3 protein-coding genes are annotated in these 2,030 nt (G+C 59.6%); all 3 read left to right on the top strand.

Going from position 1 to position 2,030, the window contains the following annotated elements; all coding sequences use genetic code 11:
- The first annotated feature begins 123 nt into the window (after positions 1-123).
- Genes AB5164_RS10075 through AB5164_RS10085 form a run of 3 tightly spaced genes read left to right on the top strand, consistent with a single transcriptional unit; the run spans position 124 to position 1,915 of the window.
- Positions 124-543 carry a PTS sugar transporter subunit IIA gene (locus AB5164_RS10075; protein WP_368143337.1) on the top strand — a complete coding sequence of 140 codons (420 nt, stop codon included), beginning with the start codon at positions 124-126 and terminating at the stop codon, positions 541-543.
- 57 nt (positions 544-600) lie between these two features.
- The gene (locus tag AB5164_RS10080) at positions 601-1,083 is read left to right on the top strand and encodes a PTS sugar transporter subunit IIB (RefSeq protein WP_099432286.1); all 483 of its coding nucleotides are present in this window, start codon (positions 601-603) and stop codon (positions 1,081-1,083) included.
- Positions 1,084-1,141: 58 nt separating this feature from the next.
- Positions 1,142-1,915, top strand: a complete 774-nt coding sequence (locus tag AB5164_RS10085) for a PTS mannose/fructose/sorbose/N-acetylgalactosamine transporter subunit IIC (protein WP_148346726.1) — start codon at positions 1,142-1,144, stop codon at positions 1,913-1,915.
- The last annotated feature ends 115 nt before the right edge of the window (positions 1,916-2,030 follow it).

The following is a 2,030-nucleotide window of genomic DNA, read 5'->3' on the forward strand; positions in this document are numbered from 1 at the left end:
GCCTGGCTCGCTACTACGAGACGGTCACCAAGCACAACCTCAAGTATCGTCGCTACTATCACCAGTTCGACTACTAAAGAAAACGGGTGCGGGAACGTGCCGGGCTATTGAGAGGAACACAGAATGAGACAGTACATCATCGCCAGCCATGCGCACTTCGCCACCGGCATCAAGGAGAGCGTCGAGCTGCTCTCGGGCGCTCGCGACAACGTCCACGATCTTTCGATGTTCGTCGATGGCCGCATGGACGTGGCCGAGGAGGCCCAAAAACTGCTGGCAGGCATGTCTGCCGACGATGATGTCGTTGTCTGCACCGACCTCTTTGGCGGTAGCGTTAACAACGAGTTCACCAAGATCGTCCAGACGCGTCCCCGCACGTACCTCGTTACCAACATGAACCTTCCTCTGCTCATCCAGCTGCTGTTCTCTGACGAGTCGGCGCCGGTTGAGGAGACGATTCGCACCATCGTCGCTGCGGACGATACGCGCGTGAAGTTTGTCAACGATCTTTTGGTCGATGACGAGGAGGAGGAAGAGTTCTAATCCGCAGCACCTACTGACACGCCGTATGACGGCACAAGACCTTTGGGGGGTCACATTATGATTCAGCTACTTCGCGTTGACCATCGCCTGCTTCATGGCCAGGTCGCAGTTTCCTGGGTTCAGGGCCTTGGCTCCAACTGCATCTTCTGCGTGGGCGATAAGGTCGCTAACGACCCGGTGTGGAAGACGACGCTCAAGATGGGCAAGCCTGCCGGCTGCAAGCTCGTCATCAAAGATATGGAGCATGCAATCGAAGCTATCAACTCGGGCGTGACCGACAAGTACAAGATGATCATCTGCGTCGCCACTATCGCTGAGGCAAAGCAGCTTGTTGAGGGCTGCCCGCAGATCAAGTCGGTCAACCTGGGCAACACCAAGCCCAAGGACGAGAAGCGTCCCGACGCTCGTCAGGTCTCTCGTCAGATCTTCCTGACCGCGGCCGAGGAAGCCGATGTGCGCGAGATGCTGGATCGTGGCGTTGAGGTCGAGATTCGACCCCTGGCCGATGACCCCAAGGTCGACTGCGCCAGCGTGCTCTAGGCGTTCAATTTCGAAGAGTCTGAGCTCTTCGTAGTGTCCTATATGGAAAGGGGGATGTATGCTTACCCAAGCAATCCTCATCGGACTTATCGCCGCATTTGGTAAGTTCGACTGCCAGCTCGGTACGCTCTACGCGTTCCGCCCCATCGTCCTGTGCCCGCTCGTGGGCCTGGTGCTGGGGGACCTGCAGTCCGGCCTCGCGATCGGTGCGAGTCTGGAGCTGCTGTTCATGGGCTCGATCTCCATCGGCGCCTACGTGCCGCCTGATGAGACGATCGGCGGCGTGCTCGCCTGCGCCTTCGCTATCCAGCTGGGCCAGAGCACCGAGGCAGCCATCGCGCTTGCCATGCCCATCGCCACGCTGTGCCTTGCCATCAAGAACATCCTTAACGCCGCCCTGCCGATCCTGGTCGACCGCGCTGATGTCTACTCCGGCCAGGGCAACCTTAAGGGTGTCTATGCGATGCACTTCCTGATCGGTTTGACCGGTATCATCATGGCGTTCCTGCTGTGCTCGCTGTCGTTCTATCTGGGTGCTGACGCCATCCAGGGCCTGCTCGACTTCATCCCGCCCTTTGTCCTTGCTGGCTTTGGCGTTGCCGCCAACATCCTGCCTGCCATGGGCTTCGCCATGCTCGGCCGCCTGGTGCTCACCAAGCAGCTCGTGCCCTTCTACTTCCTGGGCTTCCTGCTGTGCTCCTACGCCAACGTGCCCGTCCTGGGCGTCGCCCTGATCGCCATCATCATCGGCATCGACAAGTTCGACCTGCTCGGCCTGGGCGGAGCCCAGCCCCAGCTCTCCGCGGAAGGGGATGAGGACGATGACTTCTAGTCCCGAGAACAAGATCACGCGCTCCGACCTCGTCAAGAGCGCCGTCAACGTCGGCGCCCTGGGCATGGAGTTCTCCTGGACCTACTACAAGCAGATGAACATCGCCTTCTGCCTG

The organism is Collinsella aerofaciens (genome assembly GCF_040915425.1).
Taxonomy (GTDB): Bacteria; Actinomycetota; Coriobacteriia; order Coriobacteriales; family Coriobacteriaceae; genus Collinsella; species Collinsella aerofaciens_BW.